19 protein-coding genes are annotated in these 21,927 nt (G+C 61.9%); 8 read left to right on the forward strand and 11 right to left on the reverse strand.

Translation table 11 applies throughout. The features are described 5' to 3' along the window. The first annotated feature begins 10 nt into the window (after positions 1-10). Positions 11-1,378, forward strand: coding sequence for a DUF2868 domain-containing protein (locus ACODTO_RS04005; protein ID WP_217510074.1), 1,368 nt, complete (start codon positions 11-13; stop codon positions 1,376-1,378). Then, positions 1,371-2,744 (forward strand): GTPase/DUF3482 domain-containing protein, encoded by a 1,374-nt coding sequence (locus ACODTO_RS04010; protein ID WP_489106005.1) that lies wholly within the window; start codon positions 1,371-1,373, stop codon positions 2,742-2,744. The genes ACODTO_RS04005 and ACODTO_RS04010 overlap by 8 nt, the downstream gene beginning before the upstream one ends. 173 nt (positions 2,745-2,917) lie before the next feature. Here ACODTO_RS04010 and ACODTO_RS04015 read toward each other — a convergent pair whose 3' ends face one another. Together ACODTO_RS04015 and ACODTO_RS04020 are read right to left on the reverse strand one after the other, a co-directional pair. Continuing rightward, positions 2,918-3,421, reverse strand: a complete 504-nt coding sequence (locus ACODTO_RS04015; RefSeq protein ID WP_489106006.1) for a 2-thiouracil desulfurase family protein — start codon at positions 3,419-3,421, stop codon at positions 2,918-2,920. Positions 3,422-3,423: 2 nt separating this feature from the next. Then, positions 3,424-4,056, reverse strand: a complete 633-nt coding sequence (locus ACODTO_RS04020) for a 2OG-Fe(II) oxygenase (protein WP_139640948.1) — start codon at positions 4,054-4,056, stop codon at positions 3,424-3,426. Positions 4,057-4,196: 140 nt separating this feature from the next. Between ACODTO_RS04020 and ACODTO_RS04025 the strand changes: the two genes are divergently transcribed. Further along, the gene (locus ACODTO_RS04025; RefSeq protein ID WP_024780467.1) at positions 4,197-4,940 is read left to right on the forward strand and encodes a DUF2059 domain-containing protein; all 744 of its coding nucleotides are present in this window, start codon (positions 4,197-4,199) and stop codon (positions 4,938-4,940) included. Between the two features lie 131 nt (positions 4,941-5,071). Here the strand turns inward: ACODTO_RS04025 and bipL are convergent, their stop codons facing one another. After that, positions 5,072-6,019 (reverse strand): phospholipase BipL, encoded by a 948-nt coding sequence (bipL, locus tag ACODTO_RS04030; RefSeq protein WP_489106007.1) that lies wholly within the window; start codon positions 6,017-6,019, stop codon positions 5,072-5,074. 107 nt (positions 6,020-6,126) lie between these two features. Between bipL and ACODTO_RS04035 the strand changes: the two genes are divergently transcribed. The 3 genes from ACODTO_RS04035 to ACODTO_RS04045 all read left to right on the forward strand — a co-directional run bounded on the left by ACODTO_RS04035 (position 6,127) and on the right by ACODTO_RS04045 (position 9,575). Beyond that, positions 6,127-6,711, forward strand: a complete 585-nt coding sequence (locus ACODTO_RS04035; RefSeq protein WP_175362758.1) for a DUF6436 domain-containing protein — start codon at positions 6,127-6,129, stop codon at positions 6,709-6,711. A gap of 9 nt (positions 6,712-6,720) precedes the next feature. After that, positions 6,721-9,129 carry a penicillin acylase family protein gene (locus ACODTO_RS04040; RefSeq protein WP_489106008.1) on the forward strand — a complete coding sequence of 803 codons (2,409 nt, stop codon included), beginning with the start codon at positions 6,721-6,723 and terminating at the stop codon, positions 9,127-9,129. Positions 9,130-9,233: 104 nt separating this feature from the next. After that, positions 9,234-9,575, forward strand: a complete 342-nt coding sequence (locus ACODTO_RS04045; protein ID WP_139640956.1) for a carboxymuconolactone decarboxylase family protein — start codon at positions 9,234-9,236, stop codon at positions 9,573-9,575. 1 nt (position 9,576) lies between these two features. On the opposite strand, the gene ACODTO_RS04050 is transcribed toward ACODTO_RS04045, so the two are convergent. Next, positions 9,577-10,542, reverse strand: a complete 966-nt coding sequence (locus ACODTO_RS04050; RefSeq protein ID WP_139640958.1) for a GlxA family transcriptional regulator — start codon at positions 10,540-10,542, stop codon at positions 9,577-9,579. A gap of 192 nt (positions 10,543-10,734) precedes the next feature. Between ACODTO_RS04050 and ACODTO_RS04055 the strand changes: the two genes are divergently transcribed. Next, on the forward strand, positions 10,735-11,373 hold the full coding sequence (locus ACODTO_RS04055; RefSeq protein ID WP_489106056.1) for an HD domain-containing protein: 639 nt from the start codon (positions 10,735-10,737) through the stop codon (positions 11,371-11,373). Between the two features lie 108 nt (positions 11,374-11,481). Here the strand turns inward: ACODTO_RS04055 and ACODTO_RS04060 are convergent, their stop codons facing one another. The 7 genes from ACODTO_RS04060 to ACODTO_RS04090 form a co-directional block, all read right to left on the reverse strand. Next, positions 11,482-12,369 (reverse strand): ABC transporter permease subunit, encoded by an 888-nt coding sequence (locus tag ACODTO_RS04060; RefSeq protein ID WP_139640959.1) that lies wholly within the window; start codon positions 12,367-12,369, stop codon positions 11,482-11,484. Next, positions 12,366-13,286 (reverse strand): ABC transporter permease subunit, encoded by a 921-nt coding sequence (locus ACODTO_RS04065; RefSeq protein WP_139640961.1) that lies wholly within the window; start codon positions 13,284-13,286, stop codon positions 12,366-12,368. The genes ACODTO_RS04060 and ACODTO_RS04065 overlap by 4 nt, the downstream gene beginning before the upstream one ends. Then, a complete protein-coding gene (locus ACODTO_RS04070; RefSeq protein ID WP_489106009.1) occupies positions 13,283-14,425 on the reverse strand; it encodes an ABC transporter ATP-binding protein in 1,143 nt (380 codons plus the stop codon). Before ACODTO_RS04070 ends, ACODTO_RS04065 begins: the two co-directional genes overlap by 4 nt. Positions 14,426-14,485: 60 nt before the next feature. Next, positions 14,486-15,583 (reverse strand): polyamine ABC transporter substrate-binding protein, encoded by a 1,098-nt coding sequence (locus ACODTO_RS04075; RefSeq protein WP_175362762.1) that lies wholly within the window; start codon positions 15,581-15,583, stop codon positions 14,486-14,488. A gap of 184 nt (positions 15,584-15,767) precedes the next feature. Next, a complete protein-coding gene (locus ACODTO_RS04080) occupies positions 15,768-16,865 on the reverse strand; it encodes a polyamine ABC transporter substrate-binding protein (protein ID WP_139641643.1) in 1,098 nt (365 codons plus the stop codon). 180 nt (positions 16,866-17,045) lie between these two features. After that, positions 17,046-18,410: an aspartate aminotransferase family protein gene (locus ACODTO_RS04085; protein WP_139640967.1), complete on the reverse strand. Its 1,365-nt coding sequence runs from the start codon at positions 18,408-18,410 to the stop codon at positions 17,046-17,048. A 59-nt stretch (positions 18,411-18,469) separates the two neighbouring features. Beyond that, positions 18,470-19,828: a glutamine synthetase family protein gene (locus ACODTO_RS04090; protein ID WP_024780478.1), complete on the reverse strand. Its 1,359-nt coding sequence runs from the start codon at positions 19,826-19,828 to the stop codon at positions 18,470-18,472. Between the two features lie 616 nt (positions 19,829-20,444). Here ACODTO_RS04090 and ACODTO_RS04095 point away from each other — a divergent pair. Continuing rightward, positions 20,445-21,821, forward strand: a complete 1,377-nt coding sequence (locus ACODTO_RS04095; protein ID WP_024780479.1) for a glutamine synthetase family protein — start codon at positions 20,445-20,447, stop codon at positions 21,819-21,821. Positions 21,822-21,927: the final 106 nt, after the last annotated feature.

The following is a 21,927-nucleotide window of genomic DNA, read 5'->3' on the forward strand; positions in this document are numbered from 1 at the left end:
GACTGCTCCCCTGACTGAACTGCAGACCCTCTGGCTGACCGAGACGGTACGCCTGCGTGAAGAACACGCAGGTCCGCTCCAAGACCAGGAAGCCAATCGCCAGGCCCGCGCGGCAGGCGGCGATCTCTCGACCCGCATTCACCATCGTGCCCACCGGTTGGCCGAGCGCGACGGTCTCACCAAAGCCCTGCGCCACTGGCTACAAGGGGCACGCCTGGCGCTGATCGTCTTGGCAGTCTTCGCCATCATCAGCGGCGCCGGCCTGGGGTTTGCCGCGCTTGGCGACGGTCGAACCCCCGTCAACGTATTCTGGGCCCTTGGCAGCCTGTTGGGGCTGAACCTGATCCTGCTCATCGGCTGGGCCCTGGGCCTGATGTTCGCCGGGGACCAAGGCGCGGCCCTGGGACGCCTGTGGCTGTGGCTCAGCGAAAAACTCGCCCGCGATGCCAAGGCTGCCCAACTGGCGCCGGCCTTGCTGCTCTTGCTGCAACGACACAAGCTCAATCGCTGGGCCCTCGGCATGCTGGTCAACGGCCTGTGGCTGCTGGCGATGCTCAGTGCGCTGGCCATCGTATTGCTGCTGATGGCGACCCGACGCTATGGTTTTGTCTGGGAAACCACCATTCTCGGTGGCGAAACCTTCGTCACCCTGACCCGCACCCTTGGTGCCTTGCCGGCGCTGTTGGGTTTCAGTGTCCCGACCGTCGAGATGATCCGCGCCAGCGGTGATGGCGCCCTGAACATCGAAAGCGCCCGTCAGGCCTGGGCTGCGTGGCTGGTGGGCGTGGTGCTGGTGTATGGCGTGCTGCCGCGCCTGGGCCTGGCACTGCTGTGCCTGTGGCGTTGGCGCCGCGGCCGCGTCTCCCTGCGCCTGGATTTGAACCTGCCGGGCTACGCACAATTGCGCGAACACTTGATGCCCAGCAGTGAACGGCTGGGGATCAACGACGCCGCGCCCGGACAATTGCATCAGATTGAGCGCTCTGTCGGCACGATGGACAGCGCAGGGGCGCTGCTGGTGGCGATTGAACTGGACGAGCGGCCCTGGCCGCCGAAGCTGCCGGATTCAGTGAAAAACGCCGGCGTCCTCGACAGCCGCGAGTCACGTCACAAACTCCTCGAACAGCTGTCGCGTTTTCCTCCGGCGCGCCTGGCGATTGCCTGCGACCCACGGCGCTCTCCCGACCGCGGCAGCCTGGCGTTGATCGCCGAACTGGCCCGCAGCGCCAGTGCGACCCGTGTCTGGCTGTTGCAGGCGCCCCCCGGCGAGGCCCTGGACGCCGAGCGCCTGGGCGACTGGCACAACGCATTGCAACAGTTGCAGTTGCCCTTCGCCGACTGTGCGCCCTTGAACTGGCTGGAGACCGGCCATGACTGAGCCCATGAAACCGCTGAAGCTGGCCGTGGTCGGCCACACCAACGTCGGCAAGACCTCACTGCTGCGCACCCTGACCCGGGATGTCGGCTTTGGCGAAGTGTCCCATCGCCCGAGCACCACCCGGCACGTCGAGGGGGCGCGCCTGTCGGTGGACGGCGAAGCACTGCTGGAGCTGTACGACACGCCGGGCCTGGAGGACGCCATTGCCTTGCTCGATTACCTTGAGCGCCTGGAACGTCCCGGTGAACGCCTCGACGGCCCGGCGCGTCTGGCCCGTTTCCTGGAGGGCAGCGAGGCGCGACAACGTTTCGAGCAGGAAGCCAAGGTGCTGCGGCAACTGCTGGCCAGCGATGCCGGGCTCTATGTGATCGATGCCCGGGAGCCGGTGCTGGCGAAATACCGCGATGAACTGGAAGTCCTCGCCAGCTGCGGAAAACCGCTGCTGCCGGTGCTGAATTTCGTCAGCAGTACCCACCACCGCGAACCCGATTGGCGCGAGGCCCTGGCCCGGCTGGGGCTGCACGCCCTCGTGCGTTTCGACAGCGTGGCCCCGCCCGAAGATGGCGAGCGGCGCCTGTATGAAAGCCTTGCGCTGTTGTTGGAAAACGCTCGCGGCCAGCTGGAACGGTTGATCGCCGACCAGCAAGCCCAACGTCTGGCTCGCCAGCAGAGCGCGGCGCGCTTGATCGCCGAGTTGCTGATCGATTGCGCCGCCTGCCGACGCAGCGTGACCAGCGACACCGAGCTGGAGCGCCAGGCCATCAGCGAGCTGCGTCATGCGGTGCGCCAACGGGAACAGCGCTGCGTCGAGGCCCTGCTCAAGCTCTACGCCTTCCGTCCCCAGGACGCCGCGGCCAGTGACCTACCGCTGCTCGATGGACGCTGGGGCGATGACTTGTTCAACCCGGCCACCCTCAAGCAACTGGGCGTACGGGTCGGCGGCGGAATCGCCGCCGGTGCTGCCGCCGGTGCCGGTGTGGATTTGCTGGTGGGTGGCCTGACCCTCGGCGCTGCCGCCCTGGCCGGCGCCATTGCCGGCGGCGCCCTGCAAACCGCCCGCGGCTATGGCAACCGATTGATAGGCAAGCTGAAGGGGCAGCGGGAACTGACTGTGGACGACAGCGTGCTGCGCCTGCTGGCCCTGCGCCAACGGCAACTGCTGCAAGCGCTGAGCCAACGCGGCCATGCGGCGCTGGACAGCATCAGGATCGACACGTCCCAGGACAAGAGCTGGCGCGAAGGCAAACTGCCCGAAGCCTTGAACAAGGCTCGGGCGTATCCGCAGTGGTCATCGCTCAATGCCCATCCAAGGTTGAGCCAGGCCGAGCGGCAGGAGCAGATCGAGCAGCTTGCCGCGCAGTTATAGGCGATCCGGTCCCTGTGGCGAGGGGATTTATCCCCGCTGGGGTGCGAAGCGCCCCCAAAAGGATTGACGCGGTCTACCTGACGCACCGTGGCGCCTGTTTTTAGGGGCGCTGCGCACCCCAGCGGGGCGGTGCGACGGTTCGCTAAATCCCCTCGCCACAAAAAGCGGTTGTGTCAGGTAGGGATTCTGCCATCGAGCAAGATTTCGAGCGCCGCCGCGGCCTCAGCCAATTCCAACTCGCTGAACACCCGCACCCCGTGACGCTTGAGCAACGCCGCCGTCACGCCTTCACCAGGGACCTTCACGCCGCCGAACGTCCCATCATAAGTCAGCAGATTGCCGCAGGAGGGGCTGTTGGCCTTGAGCACGGCGATCCGGATACCGTGTTCACGCACCAGCTCCAGGGCCTGGTACGCACCCGACAGGAACTGCGCACTCACGTCCTCACCCTCGATGGTCATCACCGCCGCCTGGCCATCGAGCACCTGTGCGCCCTGCCCGCCGGGAATTTCCGCCGCCGCCCGAGGCGTGGGCAAGCCCCCCGCGACTTCCGGGCACAGCGGCACGACACGGCCCTCATCGACCCACGACTGAAGTTGTTCGAACGGCCCGCTCGCACCTGCGTCGTAACGCACGCGGTGTCCGAGCAGGCAACGACTGACCAGGATCTTTTCCATGCTCAGAACAACTCGTTGCCACGACGTCGGAACCAGCCGGTCAAGGACAAGCGATCCCGGGTGGCCGGCAGGACTTCATGGGGGATGTTCCCCGACAGGAATACCACCAGGCAGCCGCCAGTGGGCACCACGTCCTGCTCCCTCCCTTCATCCAGGTACATGCGCAACTGGCCGCCATGCTCCGGCAACCAGGCGTCATTGAGGTAGAGCACCGCGGACACCATACGCCGGTCATCATCGCGAAAGCGATCGACGTGCTTGAGGTAGAACGCGCCGGGCGGGTACAGGGCGAAGTGGCTTTCGAAATCCTCAAGGCCCAGGAAGAGACCACGGTTCAGCGCCTCGCGCAGGCTGTCCATCAGCTTCAGGTAACGGTCGCAGGCCTCGGCCTGGCCGGGTTCGATCCACTGGATGCGATCACCCCTTATGCCTTCGCGGATCTCCGAAGACAAGCCGCGCCCGACCGCAGCCGGGGCCAGTTCGCCTTCGGCGGCACGCTGGCGACACTCGGCCGCCAGGGCACGGGTCAGCGCATCCGGCAGGAAGATGTTCTGCTGCGACCAGCCGCGCTCGGCCAGGTCGTCGACGATACGTAACAGCAACGGGTGATCAGAAGGTATTTGCATGGCGCGCATAGTATGCCTGTACCTGCAAAACCGACAGCGCCACGCAGCGGGTTTGCGGCGCCAGGTGGCACCGCAGTACGAACTTGATACGAATTCTCGACAAGTCCCCACACCCCACGGAGAATAGTCGGCTGCTGACAGGAGTCCCTATGCGCCGTTTGCTTTTCTCACTGTTGATGTTCTGCGTTTTGCCCGCCTGGGCAGACAGCTACGACCAGTTGTACAAGGTCGCCGGCTGGCCGGAACAGCGGGCGCATTTCAACGATGCCTTGAGCGCCGCGCAGCAGCGTTACCAGAACAGCCTGCCGCCGGCGGTGTTCCAGGCCCTGGTGAACAACAGCAATCAGCGTTTCGCCCCCCAGGCCATGGACCAGCGGGCCGAGGCGCAGATGCGCAGGAATCTTCGTGATCCGAACCCGGCCCTGACGTTCTTCCAGTCGCCGCTGGGACGCAAGGTCGTGGCCGCCGAGCTGTTGGCGACCCGTCGCGACCAATTGGCAAAGAACGCCAAGGGCCTGCCCAAGATGCAGGCCAGCGATAACCGCCTGCTGATCATCGGCCACCTGGCCCAGGCCCTGCCCGCCCGCGAGGCTGGCGCCGAAGTCAGCCTGGCCATCGCTGGCGTGGCGGCCGACAGCCTCAGCTCGATGATCCCCGGCCTGCTGGGCGGTGGCCAGGCCCAGGGCATGCTGAACGGCCAGCGCCAGCGGTTGATGGATCAGATCGGCGCCGACCTGAACAACACCCTGCTGTACGTCTACCGTGACCTGACCGATACCGAGCTGGAGGAGTTTTCCACGTTTGCCGAATCGGCCGAGGGCCAAGCCTATTACCAGGCGGCCCTGGCGGCGATCCGAGCGGGGTTGGCGGTGGGGCAGAACCTCGGGCAGTAGACACTGCAGCGCCTGAAATTCCGCCATCGCGAGCAGGCTCGCTCCCACAGGGGATCGGCTGTGTACACGGATTTTGTGACCCGCCGAGATTCATTGTGGGAGCGAGCCTGCTCGCGATAGGGCCCTTGAAGTCACCGCCGGACCCGGCTCATCCGCTTGGTCAGGAACCCAAACATCTCCTGCCGCATCGCCAGCACTTCATTGGCCAGGTGATGCCGGCCCTCGGGCAGCATCAACACTTGGGGCCGGTCGAATTTGCCGCGCAGCACTTGCAGATTGTGTTTCCAATCCACCGTCATGTCCGCCTGCCCCTGCACGATCAGCGGCTGGCGCGGGCTGCTCGGAGCGGCTTCGATACGCTTGATCCAGCGCCCCAGTGCGCCCACCCAGGCGGTAGGCAGGCGTAGCGGTTGCAGCGGATCGGCTTGCAGGAACGGCAGGAACTGCGGATCGGTGGAGTTTTCGCTGAAGCGCCGGGCGATGCCGGTCACGAAGGGCTTGAGCAGGTAATAACTCAGCCGTGACCAGCCCCAGGCCCGAGGGCGCACCAGGGGCGACAACAGGATGACCTGGCCCTGGGCCGGGCTGCTCGCCCCTTGGTTGAGCACATGATCGACCACGATGGCGCCGCCGGTGCTTTGTCCGCAGAGGTGCCAGGGCTGTGGCAGGTCCAGCGTCCCGGCCTCAGCCAGCAGCTTCTGCAGCGTGGTCTGGTACTCGGCGAAATCACCGATGCTGGCGCGTTCGCCGCTGGACAACCCATGGCCCGGAAGGTCGCAGGCGATCACCGCGAACTGCTGCTCCAGCGCCCACTCGATCAGGTGCCGGTAAAGCCCCATGTGATCGTAGTAACCGTGGAACAGGAATAACGTCGCCACGGCTTTTTCCGGCCACCAGACCTGGCCGACCAACTCATACCCCTCGATTTCGAAACGCCCAAGGCCCTTGCGCAAGGTCCGCTGGGGGAAATCCAATCCGTAGAAACGCTGATAGGCCTGCGCCTGCGCAGACAACGGTTGCCACTGGGCCAACGGTTGCAAGCTGGCACGCAGGCGATCGGGGTCGAAAGTGGCAGGCATCGATATTTCCAGGCAAATGCGCAAGGCGCGAAACAGACTTTGTAGACCTGCGATATTCATCTGTCGCGACAGGCATGGCAAGCTAGGCGGCTTCAGAGGATGAATCCATGCGCCCGTCCCACCGCACAACGCTGCTTGCCGGTCTGCTTGCCCTTGGGTGCGCCGCCGTATTGTGGATCGCCTACGACTGGTTCCAGGGACGTTTCCTGCGCGCTTTCAGCCAACACACGGCGGTATTTTCCGGCGACCCTCTGCGCCTGCCGCCCGAGCTGGCAGGGCCCGGCCCGATCCGCCTGGTGCACTTCTGGGATCCGGCCTGTCCGTGCAACGTCGGCAATCAGCAGCACCTGTCCGAACTGGTCGACAAATATGCCCCACAAGGTGTCGAGTTTTATGCGATACAGAAAAGCGGCACTCAAGGCCAGCTACCGGCCACACTGAGCAGCCTCAAGCCGCTTCCGGCATTGCCCGGCTCGGAGCAGATTCCCGCCAGCCCCGCCGTGGCGATCTGGAATCGCACCGGCGAACTGGCTTACTTCGGTCCCTACAGCGAAGGCTTGACCTGTAATTCGAGCAACAGCTTCATCGAACCGATTCTGGAGGCCTTGAACGTCGGACGCGCAGTCAATGCCACCCACACACTGGCGGTAGGCTGTTATTGTCCGTGGGGCAAGGATGCATCATCCAAATAAGGGAACACCATGAAACGCAGCTTCATTGCCTTTCTGTCATTGGTCGTCACCGCCATCATCGTCACCGGCGGTTATCTCTACAGCAAGCAGCCCACCCGCCAGGGCACAGTGCAGTTGCAGGGGCTGCAAGGCTCGGTGACCGTGCGCTACGACGAACGCGGCGTGCCCCATATCCGCGCCGAGAACGAAACCGACCTGTACCGTGCGCTGGGTTATGTCCATGCCCAGGACCGGTTGTTCCAGATGGAGATCATGCGTCGCCTCGCCCGTGGTGAGCTCGCCGAGGTGCTGGGGCCGAAACTGCTCGACACCGATAAACTGATGCGCAGCCTGCGTATCCGCGAGCGCGCCGCCCGCTACGTGGCGGAACAGGACCCACAATCTCCGGCCTGGATCGCGATGCAGGCTTATCTCGACGGCATCAACCGTTACCAGGACAGCCACGCCCGACCAGTGGAATTCGATGTCCTGGGCATCCCCAAGCGTCCGTTCACCGCTGAAGACACGGTGAGCATTACCGGTTACATGGCCTACAGCTTCGCCGCCGCCTTTCGTACCGAACCGCTGCTGACCTACGTGCGCGATCAACTGGGCGCTGATTACTTGAACATATTCGACCTCGACTGGCAGCCCAAGGGTGTGCTGGGCGAGCACCACAAGACCGCCCTGCCCCTGGCCGACGCCGATTGGAAAGGCCTCGACGCCCTGGCCCGTTTGAGCGAACAGGCCCTGGTCGGGAGCGGCCTGCCACAATTCGAAGGCAGCAACGCCTGGGCCGTTGCCGGCAGTCATACCCGCAGCGGCAAACCTTTGTTGGCGGGGGATCCGCACATCCGCTTTTCCGCCCCCTCGGTGTGGTACGAGGCCCACCTTTCGGCACCGGGCTTCGAACTCTACGGGCACTACCAGGCATTGTTGCCGTTTGCGACGCTGGGCATGAACAAGGATTTCGGCTGGAGCATCACCATGTTCCAGAACGACGACCTGGACCTGATTGCCGAGAAGATCAACCCGGACAACCCCGAACAGGTCTGGTATCGCGACCAATGGGTGGACATGACCCGCAGCGAACAGCAGATCGCGGTAAAGGGCCAGGCACCGGTAACGCTGGTACTGCGCCAGTCACCCCATGGCCCGATCGTCAACGATGTGCTCGGCGCCAATGCCGGTCACACGCCGATTGCCATGTGGTGGGGCTTCCTGGAAAGCCGTAATCCGATCCTCGAGGCCTTCTACCAGCTCAACCGTGCCGACACACTGGCCAAGGCGCGCGGAGCGTCAGCCAAGATCCACGCACCGGGGCTGAATATCGTCTGGGCCAATGCCAAGGGTGATATCGGCTGGTGGGCGGCCGCCCAACTGCCCAAGCGGCCGGCGGGAGTGAAGCCCGGCTTCCTGCTCGATGGCAGCAGCTCAGAGGCAGAGAAGGAAGGCTTTTACCCTTTCAGCAACAATCCCCAGGAAGAGAACCCTGCCCGCGGCTATATCGTTTCGGCGAATGTCCAGCCGGTTTCACCCGGTGGTATCGAGATTCCGGGCTACTACAACCTCCCCGACCGTGGGCAGCAACTCAATCTCCAGCTCAGCGACAAACAGGCAAAGTGGGACATCGAAACCGCCCGCAAGCTGCAACTGGGCACCACCACCGCCTATGGCCCGCGCTTGCTGGCACCTTTGCTGCCGGTGTTGAGGAACGTGGTCAGCGACCCGCAGGAACGCAAGTGGGTGGAACAACTGGCGCAGTGGCAGGGTGATTACCCTCTGGATTCCGTCAGCGCCACGCTGTTCAACCAGTTCCTGTTCAACCTGGCGGATGCCGCCCTGCACGATGAACTGGGGGACGGTTTTTTCGACACCGCCCTGTCCACCCGAGTGATCGACGCCGCACTGCCGCGCCTGGCCGCCTCGGCGGATTCGCCCTGGTGGGACGATCGCACAACCCTGAGCAAGGAAACCCGTAGCGACATCGTCAAAACAGCCTGGAACAAGAGCCTGGCGCACCTGAAGACCACCTTCGGTGAGGATGCCACGCAGTGGCAATGGGGCAATGCCCATACCCTCACACACGGGCACCCATTGGGCATGCAAAAACCGTTGGACCGGATCTTCAATGTCGGCCCGTTCGCCGCACCCGGCACCCATGAAGTGCCCAACAATCTTTCCGCCAGGATCGGCCCGGCTCCCTGGCCGGTCACCTACGGCCCGTCCACCCGGCGCATCATCGATTTCGCCGACCCGACCCACAGCGTCACCATCAACCCGGTCGGCCAGAGCGGCGTGCCGTTCGACAAGTATTACGCTGACCAGGCCGAGGCCTACATCGAGGGCTTGTATCACCAGGCGCACCTGGCCGAGGAAGAAGTGACCGCCAACACCCATGACACCCTGAAGCTGTTGCCGGCCAGGGCAGCGCCCTGAGTCGGCCGGCCTTCACTTTTTTTCGTCACCGACAGGCTTGATCGGCATTGTTGGTCAAGACTACAGAGGGTTCCTCTCCGTCCACCCCCAATGGAGTCATCGCGATGTTCAATAACTGGTCCGAACTGCTGCCCACCATCAAGAGCGCCTTTGGTGCCCTGGGCAAGAGCAACCCGAAAATGGTCAAGGCCTACATGGCCCTGGATGAAGCCGCGGCCGAGAACGACGTGCTCGATGCCAAGACTCGGGAGCTGATTTCCATCGCCGTGGCGATCACGACCCGCTGCGACGGTTGCATCGGCGTGCACACCGACGCCGCCATCAAGGCCGGTGCCACCCGCGAAGAAATCGCCGCGACCCTGGCTACCGCAGTGTCCTTGAATGCCGGCGCGGCCTACATCTACTCGCTGCGAGCGCTGGAAGCCCATGACACGCTGAAGAAATGACCTAGGCCATTGCTGCGAAATTGAGTCTGAACTGTTGCGGCGTCACGCCCAGCCTGCGATTAAAGACATTGCGCATGTGTTGAGCATCGCGAAAGCCGCATTGCCAAGCCACGGTCTTGAGCGGGGCCCGGGTGCTTTCCAGTATTACGCGCGCTGCGTCTACCCGGGCCCGCTCGACGAATTCCGCCGGGGTGACCTTGGCCTCCCGAGTGAACACCCGGGAAAAGTTGCGCTGGCTCATGTTCGCGGCATTGGCCAGATCGGCGAGTCCCAAGTCACCGTTCAGGTTCGCCAGCACATAGGCCTGGACCCGGGCCACGGCAGACGTCGGCGCGGCATGGGGCGCAAGAAAAGGACTGAACTGCGATTGCCCGCCTGAACGCTGGGTAAATACCACCAGCCGCTTGGCTACGCTCAACGCCACGTCCGCCCCATGATCCTGCGCCAGCAGGAACAACGACAGATCGATCCCTGCGGTGACACCGGCCGAGGTATAAAGCGCGCCGTCCTGCATGTACAGGCGATCCGCTTCGACCCGGGTCGAAGGACACAATTGCGCCAGCGCCCCGGCATCGCCCCAATGGGTGGTGACGGTCCGCCCCTCCAGCAAACCGGCCCGGGCGAGCATGAACGCGCCGTTGCAGATCGAGCCAAAGCGCCGCGCCCGCCCACAGGCCCCACGTAACCAGGCATCGAACGTCGCGCCGAAATCCATGAACGGCAAATGCGGCCCGCCCGCCACCAACAGCAGGTCATACGCCTGTGTAGCTTCACTGAATTGACGATGGGCATTGAGGGACAGACCGTTGGAACAGGGAACCGCCCCCGGCTCGATCCCGATGACCTCAAGCCGATAGTGATCCTCCGGCGCCAGGAACCGATTGGCCTCACAGAACACGTCCATGGGACCGCTCACGTCCAGCGACTGGACGCCAGCGAATACCACGACCGCAACTGTTTTTTCCATGGGTGCCTGCTTGCCTTCGAGTTGAACGGGATCACAGCCTACGCTAGCCAATCCATCAGCAGGACGCCACCTGGCACGAAACCGAGGTTCATTGGCATGGATCGCAGCCAGGGGGAGATTGTTGCCGTGTATCCCGGCGACCAGACTTGTACCCTCGGCGCCGCCCTGGCGCATCGTCAAGAGGAGAGCAGCATGAACAGCATCGCCGGCGTCAAGATCCCCGACAGCACCCTTGCCCGCGCCACTACCGAATACATCCGCGACGTTGAGTCCGATCTGCTGTACCACCATTCCCGGCGGGTATTTCTGTTCGGCGCCTTGAGCGGCCAGCGTCGGCAATTGGCCTACGAGCCGGAGTTGCTGTACGTCGGTGCGATGTTCCATGACATTGGCTTGGTGGAAGGCCATCGCAGCGACGATGAGCGCTTTGAAGTGGATGGTGCAAATGCTGCCGCAGCGTTTCTCAAACCCTATGGGCTGAGTGATGACGATATCGAACAGGTGTGGCTGTCCATCGCCCTGCATACCACGCCAGGCATACCGAAACACCTGCGTCCTACGGTCGCCCTGGTGACCGCCGGGGTGGAGATGGATGTATTGGGCATGGACTACGCCGCCTTCCCGGCAGCGCATCGCGAAGCCGTGGTGCATGCCCATCCACGTGGGGAGGGGTTCAAGGAGTGCATCATCTGCACATTCGCCAACGGCTTGCGGCATCGCCCGCAGACGACCTTCGGCAATGTGAAGACCGATGTCCTGATGGATCAGGAGCCGGGGTTCAAACCGACGAACTTCGTGGAAATCATCCGCACATCCCCTTGGAACTCATGAGCCCTGTGGGAGCGAGCCTGCTCGCGATGACGGATGGACAATCGACATTTTCGTCGACTGTCACACCGCCTTCGTGAGCAGGCTCGCTCCCATAAGGCCTGCGTGCGGTCAGACTGGCTCAGCCACCGCCCGGCGGACTTCCGGCTGCTTCCAGGAGTCGGCGGCGCTTTCTTCGATAGCTTGCTGGATCGCCCGCTTGCGGTTTTCTTCAGCGCGGCGGCTGAAGTACCAGACCAGGAAGGTGACCAGCGACACCGCCAGCAGGATCAGGCTCGCCACGGCGTTGATCTCCGGCTTCACGCCCAGGCGCACCGCCGAGAACACTTCCATCGGCAAGGTCGTCGACCCGGGGCCCGACACGAAGCTCGCCAGTACCAGGTCATCCAGCGACAGCGCGAACGACATCATGCCCCCCGCCGCCAGCGATGGCGCGATCATCGGGATGGTGATCAGGATGAACACCTTCCACGGCCGTGCACCGAGGTCCATGGCCGCTTCTTCGATGGACAGGTCCAGCTCACGCAAGCGTGACGAGACCACCACCGCCACATAGGCCGCGCAGAACGTGGTGTGGGCAATCCAGATCGTGACGATGCCACGCTCCTGAGGCCAACCGATCATCTGCGCCATGGCCACGAACAGCAGCAACAGCGACAGGCCAGTGATCACTTCCGGCATCACCAGCGGCGCGGTGACCAGGCCACCAAACAGCGTGCGACCCTTGAAGCGGGTGATGCGGGTCAGCACGAAGGCCGCCAGCGTACCCAGGGCCACCGCGGCCACCGCCGTGTAGCAGGCGATTTCCAGCGAACGCACCACCGAGCCCATCAATTGGGTGTTGTCCAACAGGCCGACGTACCACTTGATCGACCAGCCGCCCCACACCGTCACCAGTTTCGAGGCGTTGAACGAATAGATCACCAGGATCACCATCGGCGCATAGATGAACAGCAATCCCAGCACCAGCATCAGGCTTGAAAAACTGAAGCGCTTCATTCCTTGCCCTCCATTTCTTTGGCCTGACTACGGTTGAACAGGATGATCGGCACGATCAGGATCGCCAGCATCACCACCGCCAGGGCGGACGCCACCGGCCAGTCACGGTTATTGAAGAATTCCTGCCACAGCACTTTACCGATCATCAGGGTTTCCGGGCCGCCCAGCAGTTCCGGGATCACGAACTCGCCCACCACCGGGATGAACACCAGCATGCAGCCGGCGATGATGCCGTTCTTGGACAACGGCACGGTGATTTTCCAGAAGCTGTTGAAGGTGCTCGAACCCAGGTCGGAGGCAGCCTCCAGCAGGCTGGGGTCATGTTTGACCAGGTTGGCGTACAGCGGCAGGATCATGAATGGCAGGTACGAATAGACCACGCCGATATAGACCGCCAGGTTGGTGTTGAGGATCTGCAGCGGTTCGCTGATCCAGCCCATGCTCATCAGGAAGCCGTTGAGCAGGCCGTTGTTGCTGAGGATGCCCATCCACGCGTAGACGCGGATCAGGATCGCGGTCCAGGTCGGCATCATGATCAGCAGCACCAGTACCGTCTGCGTCTCTTTGCGCGCATTGGCGATGGCGTAGGCCATCGGGTAGCCGATCAGCAGGCACAAGGCGGTGCTGATCAGGGCCATTTTCAGCGAGCCCAGGTACGCGGCGATGTACAGCTCGTCCTCGCTGAGCATCGCGTAGTTGGCGAGATTGAGCAGGATTTGCAGCTTCTGGTCGACGTAGCTATAGATCTCGGTGTACGGCGGAATGGCCACGTCGGCTTCGGCAAAGCTGATCTTCAGGACGATGAAGAACGGCAGCATGAAGAACAGGAACAGCCAGATGAAGGGCACCCCGATGACCAGTTGACGGCCACCGGGCGTTATTCGATCCAGTCGGCGTTTGAATTTGCGCATGTTCATGAGCGAAGCACCACGCCGCTGTCATCTTCCCACCAGACGAACACCTGGTCGCCCCAGGTCGGACGCTGGCCACGGCGCTCGGCGTTGGCGACGAACGACTGCACCAGCTTGCCGCTCGGCAGTTCGACGTAGAACACCGAGTGTCCACCCAGGTAGGCGATGTCATGGACCTTGCCGCTGGACCAGTTGTGCTCGCAGGTCGGTTGTTCGGCGGTCACCAGCAATTTTTCCGGGCGAATGGCGTAGGTCACCGACTTGTCCTGCACCGAAGTGCTGATGCCGTGGCCCACGTAGATGTTGCGGTCCAGGTCCTTGCAGGTCAGTACCGCGTGGCCCTCGGCGTCGTCCACCACTTCGGTTTCGAAGATGTTGACGTTGCCGATGAACTCGCAGACCAGGCGGCTGGTCGGGGTTTCGTAGATATCGATCGGGCTGCCGATCTGGGCGATCCAGCCCAGGTGCATGATCGCGATACGCTCGGCCATGGTCATGGCCTCTTCCTGGTCGTGGGTCACCATGACGCAGGTCACGCCGACTCGCTCGATGATCTCGACAAGCTCAAGCTGCATCTGCGAGCGCAGCTTCTTGTCCAGAGCACCCATCGGTTCGTCGAGCAGCAACAGCTTCGGACGCTTGGCCAGGGAACGGGCCAGGGCCACGCGCTGACGCTGGCCGCCGGAGAGCTGGTGCGGCTTGCGCTTGGCGTACTGGCTCATCTGTACCAGCTTGAGCATTTCGGCCACACGGGCGTCGATGTCGGCCTTCGGGATCTTGTCCTGTTGCAGGCCGAAGGCGATGTTCTGCGCCACGGTCATGTGCGGGAACAAGGCATAGGACTGGAACATCATGTTGATCGGCCGCTCATAGGGCGGCATGTCGGTGATGTCCTCACCGTCGAGAAAAATCCGCCCCTCCGTGGGCCGCTCGAAGCCGGCAAGCATGCGCAGCAAGGTGGATTTGCCCGAACCCGAACCGCCGAGCAAGGCGAAGATTTCGCCTTTCTTGATTTCCAGGGACACATCGTCCACGGCAATCGTCTCGTCGAACTTCTTCGTGACCCGGTCGATTTTGACCAGCACCTGCTTGGGTGTCTGGTCGCCCTCGAGGGCTTTCTTATAGGCGCCGGAGGCAACAGCCATTTACGAAACTCCCACAGAATTTACAGTTCGCCCCATGCGGGCGAACCTTGGTTAGAGCGGTTATTTACCCGACTTGACCTTGGTCCAGCTGCGGGTCATCAATCGTTGAATCTTGGGCGGCAACTCGGAGTTGACGTAGAGCTTGTCGACGACCGCTTGCGGTGGGTAAACCGCCTCGTCGGTACGGACTTTCTGATCCATCAGCTCGCCAGCCTTTGGGTTCGGGTTGGCATAACCGACGGTGTCGCTGACCTGGGCGATCACCTCAGGCTTGAGCAGATAGTTGATGAATGCATGGGCTTGCTTGACGTTGGTGGCGTCGCGCGGGATCGCCAGCATGTCGAACCAGAGGTTGCCGCCCTCCTTGGGAATCACGTAGGCAATCTCGACACCCTTGCCGGCCTCGCTGGCACGCGAACGGGCCTGGAAGATATCGCCGGAGAAACCGGCTGCCACGCAGATCTCGCCGTTGGCCAGATCGGAGATGTACTTGGAGGAGTTGAAGTAGGTCACGTAAGGCCGGATCTTGAGGAGCTGGGCCTCGGCCTTCTTGTAATCTTCAGGGTCTTCGCTGTTGGGATTCAGGCCCAGGTAATTGAGCATCGCCGGGATCATCTCGTCTCCCGAGTCGAGGAACGAGACGCCGCAACTGGAGAGTTTCTTGATGTTCTCCGGCTCGAACAGCATGGCCCACGAATCGATCTTGTCGACACCCAGGACCGCCTTGATCTTCTCGACGTTGTAGCCGATACCGTTGGTGCCCCACAGGTAGGGCACCGCGTACTGGTTGCCTGGATCGTTACGCTCCAGGCGCTTGAGCAGCGCAGGGTCGAGATTGGCATAGTTGGACAACTGCGCCTTGTCGAGCTTCTGGAAGGCCCCGGCCTTGATCTGCTTGCCCAGGAAGTGGTTGGACGGCACCACTACGTCGTAGCCAGTACGACCGGCCAGCAACTTGCCCTCCAGGGTTTCATTGGAATCGAACACGTCGTAGACCGGCTTGATCCCAGTGGCTTTTTCGAAATCCGCCAGGGTGGTCTCACCGATATAGTCCGACCAGTTATAAATATGCACGGTGGAAGCAGCCTGGACGCTGACCGCGAGCGTCAGGCCTGCACCGACCAGCAAGGCGTTGCGTAACAAAGAAAAGACTGGCACGTGGAGGTCCTCTTAAATAGTCGGGCCCAAGTTGCCCCCGTTACCTGGCCGCGCTGGGCCCTGCAACAAAACCGGCGCGCAACTTACCCTCGATAAACCGATCCAGCAAAACTTTTAGTTATTTAATTGTTCCTGTTGCCGCCGCCGCGATGACCGCGACAACAGGAAGATGCCTCAGGCCGGTTTATTTACCGGATTTGATCTTGGTCCAGCTGCGGGTCAGGAGCCGCTGCGTGGCCGGCGGCAAGTCGCTGATCGCGTAGAGCTTGGCTTTCACGGCGTCCGACGGATAGATGTTCGGGTCACCGGAGATTTCCTTGTCCACCAACGGCGTCGCCGCCTTGTTGCCGTTCGGGAAGCGCACGTTGTCAGTGATCTCAGCCATGATTTCCGGCTGCATCAGGAAGTTCATGTACTTGTAGGCAGCCTCGACGTTCTCGGCATCCTTTGGAATAGCGACCATGTCGTAGAACGAACCGGCGCCTTCTTTTGGAATGGCGTAGGCCACCTTGACCTTGCCACCCGCTTCGGCCGCACGGGACTTCGACTGCTCGATATCACCCGAGTAACCCACGGCCACGCAGATGTTGCCGTTGGCCAGGTCGGAGATGTACTTGGACGAATGGAAATAGCTGATCGAAGGACGGATCTTGAGGAACAGCGCCTCGGCGTCAGCCAATTGTTTCTTGTCCTGGCTGTCGGTCGGGTAGCCCAGGTAATGCAACGCCACCGGGATCATTTCGGTCGGCGAATCGAGGAAGCTCACGCCGCAGCCCTTGAGCTTGGCGATGTTTTCCGGCTTGAGCAGGGTGTCCCACGAGTCGATCTTGTCGACGCCCAATGCCGCCTTGACCTTCTCGGGGTTGTAGCCGATGCCGATGGTGCCCCACATGTAAGGGAAGGCATGCTGGTTACCCTTGTCGCTGGCATCGCCCACGGCCTTGAGCAGGTCGGTGTCGAGGTTTTTCCAGTTCGGCAACTTGGACTTGTCCAGTGGCTGGTAGACGCCGGCCTTGATCTGCTTGGCCAGGAAGTTGTTCGACGGTACCACGATGTCATAGCCCGACTTGCCGGCCAGCAACTTGGCTTCCAGCGTCTCGTTGCTGTCGAACACGTCGTAGACCACTTTGATCCCCGACTCTTTCTCGAACTTGGCGACCGTGTCCGGTGCGATGTAGTCGGACCAGTTATAGACGTGCAGCACTTTATCGTCCGCCTGAACGGCACTCGCCATCACGCCCATCAGGGACATGGCGAGGAGGGTCTTGCCAGCTATCTTCATACCTATTGCCTTCATGGATGATGCTCCAGTTATTCTTTTTAGCCACAGTTCAGCAGCCGGCTCGCGGGCAACTTGAACAACGGTAGTCTGGCAAGTTACAGGGCTGGCTTTCAACACAAGCCCGACCTTTTGTTCAGACTGGGCGAGGCCCTTGGAAGTGCCTCGCACAGAGCCTAGCACTTAGCCTTGCAACGCACTGAGGGTCAGGTCCAGGCACTGCCGTGCCTTGGTCACCAGCTCATCCACCTCGGCCTTGCTGATCACCAGCGGCGGCGCAATGATCATGGTGTCGCCGACGGCACGCATGATCAGCCCGTTATCGAAGCAGAACTGTCGGCAGATCATGCCTACGCCCTTGCCTTCGTAGCGCTGGCGCGTGGCCTTGTCCCGGACCAGCTCGATTGCCCCCAGCAGACCGACACCGCGCACCTCACCCACCAGCGGGTGGTCGTTCAGTTCCCTCAGACGTTTCTGCAAATAGGGTGCCGTTTCGCTGCGGACCCGCTCGATAATCTTTTCTTCCCGCAGGATACGGATGTTTTCCAGGGCCACCGCGGCGGCCACCGGGTGACCGGAATAGGTGAAACCGTGGTTGAAGTCACCGCCTTCGTTGAGCACCTCGACCACGTCATCACGCACGATCAGGCCGCCCATGGGGATGTAGCCAGACGTCAGGCCCTTGGCGATGGTCATCAGGTGCGGCTTCAACCCGTAGAAGTCGGTACCGAACCACTCACCGGTGCGACCGAAGCCGCAGATCACCTCGTCGGCCACGAACAGGATGTCGTACTTGGCGAGGATCTCCTTCATGCGGGGCCAGTAGCTGTCCGGTGGCACGATCACGCCGCCCGCACCCTGGATCGGTTCGGCGATGAAAGCACCGACGTTGTCCACGCCGATCTCCAGGATCTTCTCTTCCAGTTGATTGGCCGCCCACACGCCGAACTCCTCCGGGCTCATGTTGCCGCCTTCGCCGTACCAGTAAGGCTGGGCGATGTGGACGATGCCCGGGATCGGCAGGTCGCCCTGCTCGTGCATATAAGTCATGCCACCCAGGCTCGCGCCGGCCACGGTGGAGCCGTGGTAACCGTTCTTGCGGCTGATGATGACCTTCTTGTTCGGCTGGCCCTTGATCGCCCAGTAGTGGCGGACCATGCGCAGCATGGTGTCGTTGCCTTCAGAGCCGGAACCGGTGAAGAACACATGGTTCATGCCTTCAGGGGCAATGTCGGCGATGGCTTTGGACAACTCCAGCGCCGGCGGGTGGGCGGTCTGGAAGAACAGGTTGTAGTACGGCAACTCACGCATCTGCTTGCTGGCGGCGTCGGCCAGCTCATCGCGGCCGTAGCCGACGGCCACGCACCAGAGGCCGGCCATGCCATCGAGAATCTTGTTGCCTTCACTGTCCCAGAGATAGACGCCCTTGGCGTGGGTGATGATGCGCGGGCCTTTCTCTTTGAGCTGCTTGAAATCGCTGAACGGGGCCAGGTGATGATCGCTGCTCAGGGCCTGCCATTCACGGGTTTGCGGGTTGTTGCCGGTCATGCGAATTCTCCTTTATATCGATGGGGGCGAGGCTGCCGGAGGCAACCCCGCCCGGCGCCTCAGACGGCAAAGAGCAGGAATTCCCGCTCCCATGAACTGATGACGCGCTTGAAGTTTTCATGCTCGGCCCGCTTGACTGCGACGTAGCCCGTGATGAATTTCTTGCCCAGGTACTTCTCGATGGTGCTGCTGTTTTCCATGCGTTCCAGGGCGTCTTCGATGGTCAGCGGCAAGCGCAGGTTGCGACGCTCGTAACCACGCCCTACCACCGGTGCGCTCGGATTGATGCCTTCGACCATGCCGATGAAGCCGCACAACAGGCTGGCGGCAATCGCCAGGTATGGGTTGGCGTCGGCACCCGGCAAGCGGTTTTCCACCCGGCGGTTCTGTGGCCCGGCATCCGGCACCCGCAGGCCCACGGTACGGTTCTCCTCACCCCACTCCACGTTCACCGGCGCCGACGTGTCCGGCAGGAAGCGACGGAACGAGTTGACGTTGGGGGCGAACAGCGGCAGCAGCTCGGGAATGAATTTCTGCAGGCCACCGATGTGATGCAGGAACAGCTCGCTCATGGTCCCGTCTTCATTGGAGAAAACGTTCTTGCCGGTCTCCTTGTCGATGATGCTCTGGTGCAGGTGCATCGCACTGCCGGGCTCGCCGGTCATGGGCTTGGCCATGAAGGTCGCGGCTACGTTGTGCTTGAGCGCCGCCTCGCGCATGGTGCGCTTGAACACCAGGATCTGGTCAGCCAGGGACAGCGCATCACCGTGACGGAAATTGATTTCCATCTGCGCCGTGCCGTCCTCGTGGATCAGGGTGTCGAGGTCGAGCTCCTGCAACTCGCACCAGTCGTAGACGTCTTCGAACAGCGGGTCGAATTCGTTGGCCGCTTCAATAGAGAAAGACTGGCGCCCGGTTTCCGGACGGCCGGAACGGCCTACGGGCGGTTGCAGCGGGAAGTCCGGGTCGTCGCTGCGCTTGGTCAGGTAGAACTCCATTTCCGGCGCGACAATCGGCTGCCAGCCCTTGTCGGCATAGAGCTTGAGCACCTTCTTGAGCACGTTGCGCGGCGACAGCTCGATGGGGTTGCCCTGCTTGTCGTAGGAGTCGTGGATCACCTGGGCGGTGGGCTCGATGGCCCAGGGCACGAGGAACACTGCGTTTTCGTCCGGGCGGCACATCATGTCGATGTCGGCAGGGTCAAGCAGTTCGTAATAGATGTCGTCTTCGACATAGTCGCCCGTAACGGTCTGGAGCAGGACGCTCTCGGGCAGGCGCATGCCTTTTTCGGCAATGAACTTGTTGGTCGGCGAGATCTTGCCCCGGGTAATGCCGGTCAGGTCGCCAATCATGCATTCGACTTCTGTGATCTTATGGTTTTTCAACCAATCGGTGAGCTGGTCGAGGTTGTTACTCATAAATGCCTCTAGGCGTGAGTTTCCTGGCTGCTTTCAGTAGCCAGGCGTTGTTTGACGCATCGGCGTCGCGTTGTGTTGCCCTTGCCCAACCATCGGCCGGAAAAAGGTTCTAAAGTTGAAGGAGAGCCGCTAAAGGGAAATTCGTCCAGGGCGTCCAGAATATTGGACGAAGATGACGACTGATCCGCCGGGAGCGACATCAGCATGGACAGGCACTTGGCGGCCCTCGTCATGGCCGGGGAGCAGATGTCGCCACTGATGCGATGAGCATTGCGACGAGCATGCCAACCGATCTGCCGGAACAGTTGGTGAGGCCGTTGGTACGGCAGGCGAGACATGAAGCACCCCGGTATTATTGCTGTTATGGGTTTGAATCGAGCTTAGCCTTGTTCATTTTTTTACACAACACCCCCGTAAAAAATACAACACGGCCCGCTCAAGCTTGCGGGCGCCAGGTACCTCAAAGGGAAAAAAACGCCCCAAACTGCCTCAAAAAAGCCCCCCAGGTGCTTTTTTAGGGCAAAAAAGGCCCTGCTTGACTTCGGCATGCCGTTCGGGTTGACTGGCTTTCGAAGAGATCAATGATTGATATTTTTAACAACAAAGGTGTTGCATCATGTCGGTACCCCCGCGTGCCGTTCAGCTTAACGAAGCGAACGCGTTCCTTAAGGAACATCCTGAGGTTCTGTACGTTGACCTTCTGATTGCGGATATGAATGGTGTGGTGCGCGGAAAGCGCATCGAACGCACCAGCCTCCACAAGGTTTACGAGAAAGGCATCAACCTGCCGGCCTCCCTGTTTGCCCTGGATATCAACGGTTCGACGGTGGAAAGCACCGGCCTGGGCCTGGACATCGGCGATGCCGATCGGATCTGCTATCCAATCCCGGGCACCCTTTCCAACGAACCCTGGCAGAAGCGCCCTACCGCGCAACTGCTGATGACCATGCACGAACTGGAAGGCGAGCCTTTCTTCGCCGACCCTCGCGAAGTCCTGCGCCAGGTCGTGACCAAGTTCGACGAGCTGGGCCTGACCATCTGCGCGGCATTCGAGCTGGAGTTCTACCTGATCGACCAGGAGAACGTGAATGGGCGTCCACAACCGCCCCGCTCGCCGATCTCCGGTAAACGCCCGCACTCGACTCAGGTCTACCTGATCGACGACCTGGATGAATACGTCGACTGCCTCCAGGACATCCTGGAAGGTGCCAAGGAGCAAGGCATTCCCGCCGACGCCATCGTCAAGGAAAGTGCCCCGGCGCAGTTCGAAGTGAACCTGCACCACGTGGCCGATCCGATCAAGGCTTGCGACTATGCGGTATTGCTCAAGCGCCTGATCAAGAACATCGCCTACGACCATGAAATGGACACCACCTTCATGGCCAAGCCGTATCCGGGCCAGGCAGGCAATGGTCTGCACGTTCACATTTCGATTCTGGACAAGGATGGCAAGAATATCTTTGCCAGCGAGGATCCCGAGCAGAACGCCGCGCTGCGTCACGCGATCGGCGGTGTGCTCGAGACCCTGCCCGCGCAGATGGCGTTCCTCTGCCCGAACGTGAACTCCTACCGTCGTTTCGGCGCACAGTTCTATGTGCCGAACTCGCCGACCTGGGGCCTGGACAACCGCACCGTGGCCCTGCGCGTACCCACCGGCTCCGCCGACGCCGTACGCCTGGAACACCGCGTGGCGGGTGCCGATGCCAACCCATATCTGCTGATGGCCGCCGTACTGGCGGGCGTGCATCATGGCCTGGTCAACAAGATCGAGCCGGGCGCACCGGTGGAAGGCAACAGCTACGAGCAGAACGAGCAAAGCCTGCCGAACAACCTGCGCGATGCCCTGCGCGAGCTGGACGACAGCGAAGTCATGGCCAAGTACATCGATCCGAAGTACATCGATATCTTCGTGGCCTGCAAGGAAAGCGAGCTGGAAGAGTTCGAACACTCCATCTCCGACCTTGAGTACAACTGGTACCTGCATACCGTTTAAGCGGTTGCAGTAAAAAGAAACGCCGCCGCCCTCAGGGCCGCGGCGTTTTTTTATGGCCGCCTCCGGCGGATCGCGAGCAGGCTCGCTCCCACAGGGTATTGAGTGC

This window comes from Pseudomonas sp. FG13, from assembly GCF_057809755.1.